The sequence below is a fragment of the Fusobacterium sp. DD2 genome (assembly GCF_018205345.1).
Classification (GTDB): domain Bacteria; phylum Fusobacteriota; class Fusobacteriia; order Fusobacteriales; family Fusobacteriaceae; genus Fusobacterium_A.
On the sequence record NZ_JADRHM010000135.1, the window covers coordinates 1 to 590 of the forward strand.

The 590-nt window shown below is 23.1% G+C and carries 2 protein-coding genes; one reads left to right on the top strand and one right to left on the bottom strand.

Features of this window, described 5'->3' with window-relative positions; all coding sequences use genetic code 11:
- On the top strand, positions 1–278 hold a 278-nt coding region (locus tag IX290_RS11450; RefSeq protein WP_211493320.1), incomplete at its 5' end, for a hypothetical protein.
- On the opposite strand, the gene IX290_RS11455 is transcribed toward IX290_RS11450, so the two are convergent.
- Positions 275–590: hypothetical protein (locus IX290_RS11455; RefSeq protein WP_211493321.1), on the bottom strand; the 316-nt coding region annotated here is incomplete at its 5' end. The genes IX290_RS11450 and IX290_RS11455 overlap by 4 nt on opposite strands.

The window sequence follows — 590 nt, forward strand, 5'->3', positions numbered from 1 at the left end:
AATTTAATAATTTATGCAGTATTGAAGATGTACAATTGAACAATGAATTTATAAGAAATATTTTTAAGTTCAAGATAAAAAATCAAATTTTTTATTATGGTTTTTTTATTCTAAAATCCTTTCAAAAGGAAATTTCTATTGAATTACAAAATGGATTTATTGGAAAATCTGTAATATGTCAAACAGCTAAAATTACTGGTGGAGATAGAAACATAATAAAACTTTTTGATGTAAACCCAGGTATTTGTAGTATATTTGTAGTTGGTATAGAAAATTAATTATCCAATTCATAATTTCCAATAACTAAATAAAATCCTGAGATTGTTGAACGTGTTTCACTAGTACATAGTATTTCTAAATTATGCTTATCTGCAACATCTGCATTTATAGAAATTATTTCAGAAGTTTTACTATGCCAACTTGTACAAAATACCGAATGATTAGATATATCAAATGGTAACTTTATGATGTTTTTTATATTTCTTTCAAAGTTAATAAAACGTCCATAGATAAAGATTTGGTCTAAAAATTTTATACTAGACATTTTATTTCCATGTGCTTCTATTTTAATTAAATTATCCAATTTATCA